This is a genomic window from Streptomyces chiangmaiensis, from assembly GCF_036281785.1.
Taxonomy (GTDB): domain Bacteria; phylum Actinomycetota; class Actinomycetes; order Streptomycetales; family Streptomycetaceae; genus Streptomyces; species Streptomyces chiangmaiensis.
The window spans coordinates 1-6,440 of sequence record NZ_JAYWVC010000314.1; the positions used below are offsets into that span (position 1 = coordinate 1).

General features: G+C 70.0%; 5 protein-coding genes. 2 read left to right on the forward strand and 3 right to left on the reverse strand.

Annotation, left to right across the window (positions count from 1 at the left end; all coding sequences use genetic code 11):
- Positions 1-275: 275 nt before the first annotated feature.
- Positions 276-692: a VOC family protein gene (locus VXC91_RS41030; protein WP_329512458.1), complete on the reverse strand. Its 417-nt coding sequence runs from the start codon at positions 690-692 to the stop codon at positions 276-278.
- A gap of 10 nt (positions 693-702) precedes the next feature.
- Positions 703-1,077: a helix-turn-helix transcriptional regulator gene (locus tag VXC91_RS41035; RefSeq protein WP_329512462.1), complete on the reverse strand. Its 375-nt coding sequence runs from the start codon at positions 1,075-1,077 to the stop codon at positions 703-705.
- Positions 1,078-1,379: 302 nt separating this feature from the next.
- On the opposite strand from VXC91_RS41035, the gene VXC91_RS41040 reads away from it, so the two are divergent.
- Positions 1,380-1,790, forward strand: coding sequence for a VOC family protein (locus VXC91_RS41040; protein ID WP_329512459.1), 411 nt, complete (start codon positions 1,380-1,382; stop codon positions 1,788-1,790).
- 298 nt (positions 1,791-2,088) lie between these two features.
- Complete coding sequence (locus VXC91_RS41045) at positions 2,089-4,476, forward strand: excinuclease ABC subunit UvrA (RefSeq protein WP_329512460.1); 2,388 nt, start codon at positions 2,089-2,091, stop codon at positions 4,474-4,476.
- Positions 4,477-5,010: 534 nt separating this feature from the next.
- Here VXC91_RS41045 and VXC91_RS41050 read toward each other — a convergent pair.
- Positions 5,011-6,069, reverse strand: a complete 1,059-nt coding sequence (locus VXC91_RS41050; protein WP_329512461.1) for a sulfite oxidase — start codon at positions 6,067-6,069, stop codon at positions 5,011-5,013.
- Positions 6,070-6,440: the final 371 nt, after the last annotated feature.

The window sequence follows — 6,440 nt, forward strand, 5'->3', positions numbered from 1 at the left end:
CTGGCGGCGATCCGGCTATCCCTGCCTTGCTCCGCAGGCCTCCGATACCTCCCCGGCCTGAAGGCCGGGGCATCCTCGGAGGAACCCGGTGAACGCCGAGCGGCCCTGCACGCGCCCGGCCACCCGCCTCGCGGGCGGCCGGGCGTGTCCGGGTCCCACCGCACGGCTTCGGCGGTGGCGCCTGCGTGGGAAGCGACGAGCGGACCTGCGCACGGCGCGACCCTCGCAAAGGGCCCGGTGCGCCATGGGAACCCCTTATGGGGCCCGCCAGGGGCTCACTTCCCGAGGGGCTGGGTGAAGCGCAAGAGGTTGCCGGCGGGGTCGCGGAACGCACAGTCGCGAACGCCGTAGGGCTGGTCCATGGGCTCCTGCAGCACCTCGCCGCCCGCGGCGCTGATGCGCTCGAAGGTGGCGTCGCAGTCGTCCGTCGCGAAGATGACGCCGTGCAGCAGGCCCTTGGCCATCAGCTCCGCCATGGCCTGTCGGTCGGTCGGCGAAGCGTTCGGGTGCGCGACGGGCGGTTCCAGGACGATGTTCACGTCCGGCTGCGCGGGTGCCCCGACGGTCACCCAGCGCATCCCCTCGAACCCGACGTCGTTGCGCACCTCGAGGCCGAGCACATCGCGGTAGAAGGCGATCGCCTTGTCGTGATCATCGACGGCGATGAAGCATTGGGAAAGCCTGATGTCCATGCCGCTCACGCTACGGCCGAGCGGCCGGGCTCGCTTCTCCGTTTCTGACCGGTCGCGTATGGATCTTGGCGATGCATGCCGGGATGGCGGAGCCATCATCATGGCTCCGGGCCCGGTAGGCGCTCGGACTCTCGCCGACCAACTCCGTGAAGCGCGAGCTGAACGACCCCAGCGAGGTACAGCCGACCGCGAAGCAGACCTCGGTCACCGTGAGGTCGCCGCGCCGCAGCAGCGCTTTGGCCCGCTCGATACGGCGGGTCATGAGATAGCTGTAGGGCGTCTCGCCGAAAGCGGCACGGAAGCTGCGGGAGAAATGGCCCGGCGACATCAGGGCGTCACGCGCCAGCGCCGGAACGTCGAGCGGCTCGGCGTAGTCGCGATCCATCCGGTCGCGGGCCCGCCGCAGCCGGACGAGGTCGTCGAGGTCTTGCCGTCTCACCGACTCAGTTTCCCACAACAAAGCGGGGCCCACACCGAGTGGGGATGCAGCGGGCCGGGGAGAGCGCCCGGGCCCGTGCGCATCGATCCACCGCGGGCGGCGGCCGGAGAGTGCCGAAGGCGCCCTCAGGCGGTGTGAACCTCCCACCGGTCGGTCCGGCCTGGAACGGCGTGCGTGTCGGCACAGGTGAGGGGAACGATCAGGAATGGAGAAGCGCGTGCCGCGGACCCGCGGCTAGCGTCACGGCCATGGACATCAGCATCCACGCGAGCTTCCTCCCGCACGACGACCCGGAGGCCTCGCTCGCCTTCTACCGTGACACCCTCGGCTTCGAAGTCCGCAACGACGTCGGACACGGCGGGATGCGCTGGATCACCGTCGGCCCCGCCGATCAGCCCGGCACATCCATCGTCTTGGAGCCGCCGGCTGCCGGCACCGGCGTCACCGAAGTCGAGCGCCGCACCATCGTCGAGATGATGGCCAAGGGCACCTACGCCCGCATCCTCCTGGCCACCGCAGACCTCGACGGCACCTTCGCGCGGCTGCAGGCCGGCGGTGCCGAGATCGTCCAGGAGCTGACCGAGCAGCCGTACGGGATACGCGACTTCGCCGTCCGCGATCCCGCAGGCAACCTGATCCGCATCAACGAGCTGCGCTGAGCCCTCCGGCGACCGCACCCGTGAACCCGTTCCGCCGGGGCCGGGCCCGAACCGACACCTACCCATGATCGATAGCGCGGGGGGGCTGTCCTCGAGCCGGATGCGCTGCCGCAGGTGAACCGGCCGACCGACCGGTGACCGCAGCCGGGGCCGGCGCCTCGGCAAGGACCGCTCGGCCGGAACCACAGGCCCCTGGGCCGAAACGAAGGACCGGTCGTACCCTCGAAGCTCGTCAGATCGAGCCAGGCGACGCCGACGGAGACCGCGAAGGCCGACCCGCCGCACAGATGGAGACCCCATGAGCAAGGCCACGAAGGTGGACTCGCAGCCGCCTGCGCTGCACGCAGCCGACAGCCACGATCTGATCCGCGTGCACGGCGCGCGCGTGAACAACCTCAAGGACGTCAGCGTCGAGATCCCGAAGCGCCGGCTGACGGTGTTCACCGGTGTCTCCGGCTCGGGCAAGAGCTCGCTGGTGTTCGGCACGATCGCCGCGGAGTCGCAGCGGCTGATCAACGAGACCTACAGCGCCTTCGTGCAGGGCTTCATGCCGACGCTGGCGCGTCCCGAGGTCGACGTACTCGACGGGCTGACGACCGCGATCATCGTCGACCAGCAGCGAATGGGTGCGGACCCCCGCTCCACGGTCGGCACCGCCACCGATGCCAATGCCATGCTGCGCATCCTCTTCAGCCGACTCGGCCGGCCCCACATCGGCCCGCCCAGCGCGTACGCCTTCAACGTCCCCTCGGTCCGGGCGAGCGGCGCGATCACCGTCGAACGCGGTGCCCGCAAGGCCGAGAAGGCGACCTTCACCCGCACCGGCGGCATGTGCCCGCGCTGCGAAGGCCGGGGCACGGTCTCCGACCTCGACCTCGCCCAGCTCTTCGACGAGTCCAAGTCCCTCTCCGAGGGCGCGATCACGGTCCCCGGCTACAAGTCGGGCGGCTGGAACCACCGGCTCTACAGCGAGTCCGGCTTCTACGACCCGGACAAACCGATCCGCTCCTACACCAAGAAGGAACTGCACGACTTCCTCCACCGCGAGCCGACCAGGATGAAGATCGCGGGCATCAACATGACCTACGAGGGGCTGATCCCGCGGATCCAGAAGTCGATGCTCTCCAAGGACAAGGAGGCGATGCAGCCGCACATCCGGGAGTTCGTCGAGCGGGCGGTCACCTTCACCACCTGCCCCGAGTGCGACGGCACACGGCTGAGCGAGGGGGCGCGGTCGTCGAAGATCAAGGGAATCAGCATCGCCGATGCCTGTGCGATGCAGATCAGCGACCTGGCCCAATGGGTCCGTGACCTCGACGAGCCGTCGGTGGCGCCGCTGCTCACCAAACTGCAGCACACCCTCGACTCGTTCGGGGAGATCGGGCTCGGCTACCTCGCGCTCGACCGGCCGGCGGGCACCCTGTCGGGCGGCGAGGCGCAGCGCGTCAAGATGATCCGCCACCTCGGCTCCTCGCTCACCGATGTCACCTACGTCTTCGACGAGCCGACCGTCGGCCTGCACCCCCATGACATCCAGCGGATGAACGACCTGCTGCTGCGGCTGCGGGACAAGGGCAACACGGTGCTCGTCGTGGAGCACAAGCCGGAGGTGATCGCGATCGCCGACCATGTCGTCGACCTCGGTCCCGGCGCCGGTACGGAAGGTGGCACCGTCTGCTTCGAGGGCACCGTCGAGACACTGCGAGCCGGAACCACCATCACCGGGCGCCATTTCGATGACCGGGCCGCCCTCAAGGAGACGGTGCGGAAGCCCGATGGAACACTGGAGATCCGCGGCGCGTCGGCGAACAACCTGCACGATGTCGACGTCGACATCCCGCTCGGGGTGCTGACCGTCATCACCGGCGTCGCCGGCTCGGGCAAGAGCTCACTCGTGCACGGGTCGATCCCGGCCGCCGGGGGTGTGGTGTCGGTCGATCAGAGCCCGATCCGCGGCTCGCGCCGGAGCAACCCGGCGACGTACACCGGGCTGCTCGACCCGATCCGCAAGGCGTTCGCGAAGGCCAACGGCGTGAAACCGGCGCTGTTCAGCGCCAATTCCGAGGGGGCCTGCCCCACCTGCAACGGTGCCGGCGTCGTCTACACCGACCTGGCGATGATGGCCGGGGTCGCCTCCACCTGCGAGGAGTGCGAGGGGAAGCGGTTCGAGGCGTCGGTGCTGGACTACCACCTCGGCGGCCGCGACATCAGCGAGGTGCTCGCGCTGTCGGTGACCGAGGCCGAGGAGTTCTTCGGCGCCGGTGCGGCACATACGCCGGCCGCACACCGCATCCTCGAGCGACTCGCCGACGTCGGGCTCGGCTACCTCACCATCGGCCAGCCGCTGACCACGCTGTCCGGCGGTGAGCGGCAACGGCTCAAGCTGGCCACGCACATGGCGGACAAGGGCGGCGTCTACGTCCTCGACGAGCCGACCACAGGCCTCCACCTCGCCGATGTCGAGCAGTTGCTCGGTCTGCTCGACCGGCTCGTCGACTCCGGCAAATCGGTCGTCGTCATCGAGCACCACCAGGCGGTCATGGCACACGCCGACTGGATCATCGACCTCGGCCCCGGTGCCGGCCACGACGGCGGCCGGATCGTCTTCGAGGGCACACCCGCCGACCTGGTCACCGCCCGCTCCACCCTCACCGGCGAGCACCTCGCGACGTACGTCGGCAGCTGACCGCTGACTCAGAATCCGCCGCACATCGCCTCCGCGGGGCCGAGTGGGTCCCGTGGGGCAGGCGAACCGTCCGAGCACCGGGCCGTCGACACCGTGGACCGCGGCGTCCGGCGGCAGGCAGGCGCAGGGATCCCCTCAGCGATCTGGCCGCAGCGCACGCCGCAGACAAGTTCCTCCGGTGGCGGTGGTGGTCGCCGGCTGAACTGTCAGATAATGCCGAGCCGTTGTGGCCGCCTCAGCCGCCCGGATTGCTCGCCGGTCCATGCACGGACGGTGCACCGGCCACGCCCGTCGACCCCATCACGGCCACCAAGCCCTCCTACCGCGCGAAGTCCCGCACTGTGGCGGTCCCGTCCGACCGGGCGGTCAAGGCCTCGTTCGTCCAGAACGAGGAAGACACCGTCGGCGCCGGGCCGCCAGCAGCTCCATCGCCGGGTCGGCACGTTGTCGCACCGGAGCCCGGATTCGGCCGCTGCCCATCGCCGGAATCAGCCGGCTCTGCCGGTACGCGGGCGGCGGCTCAGGCGATGCCGATCAGGAACGGCATGTGACGTGCAGGTGCGCCGCGGCGTTGTTGGCGTATCCCCGCGGGTTCCACACGGTCGCCAGGGATTCGGGCTGCACGGCCGCGGTGGAGTCCCAGGCACGGGCGATGAGCTCCGTCTCCCCCGACGGCAGCGTGAGCGTCGCGTGCCAGTGCTGCCACGTCCAGGGATTCTCCGGAGGTTCCAGATGCGCGTGGGTCCAGGTGTTGCCGTGGTCGGCGGAGACGTCCACGCGTTCCACGGTCCGGTCGTCGCCGGCGAAAGCGAAACCGGCGACCTCGGTCGGACCGGACGGCAGCCGGGCATCCTTGCCGGGCTCCAGGATGGCGCAATGGATGGCGACCGGTCCCAGAGTGATGCCCTCGCCGCGTTTTGCCGTGTGGGGGTCGGCTTCGGGGGGCAGGATGCTGTACTCGGTCTGGAAGTAGTTGTCGGACGGTTCGGCCTGAGCCGTGATGCGCGACAGCCACTTGACGCTGCGGGCGCCGATCCAGCCCGGGACGACGACGCGCAGTGGGGCGCCGTGCGCGGCCGGCAGGGCTTCCCCGTTCATGGCCCAGGCCAGCAGCACCTCGCTGGAGGTCGCCTTCGGGATCGGTATCGAACCGCCGAAGGGCTGAGGCGGCTCGGCCTGGTCCGAGACGTCGGCGCCGGTAAAAGAGATGTGGGCGGCCTCCGGCCGCACCCCGACCTCCGCCAGCACGTCCGCCAGGCTCACCCCGATCCAGCGCGCGGTGGAGATGGCTCCGGGCCCCCACGGAACTTGGCCGGGTATGTCGCAGACCTCCATCAGTTCGGCGCGGCGGTTGCCCGCGCACTGCATCGTCGCGACCACACTCCGCTCGGGGTAGCGGTGCCGCAGCTCGTCCATCGACAGCTCGAGCGGTCGGTCGACCAGGCCGTCGACCTGCAACCGCCAGCTCTCGGCGTCGACCTGTGGGATCGGAGCGTGATTGCGGCCGTAGAACGTGTCCAGGGGGGTGATCTGGCCCACGAGGGCCTCGGGAGGCGATTCGGCGTTGTACGGCTCGACCTCATGCACGATCATATTGTCCTGTTTATTCCATATGCCCATCCATCCACTGTTCACCATGTCCGGTGATGGCGCCAGATCGCCCGGGCGGGGCCCCGTCGGCCGCCCCCAGGCGCGCCAGTGCCGCCGTCACCAGCGCGGCCGTTCCGGTCTGCAAGGTGAGGCGGACACTGGGCAGGAAACGGGGCGAGTGGTTGGCGGGCAGAGTGCCCAGTTTCGCGCCGACGCCGGGGCGGCCGCCCCCTGTGCGGGACCGATGGCGCCGAGCATCCAGTAGGCACAGCGGATGCCGGGCCCCCCATGGAGATGGGTGCCCGAACCCGTGAGGAGCGGGAAGTCCTCGGTGGCGGCGGAGCCTCACCGGACGGTGAACCTGGCCGAGCCCT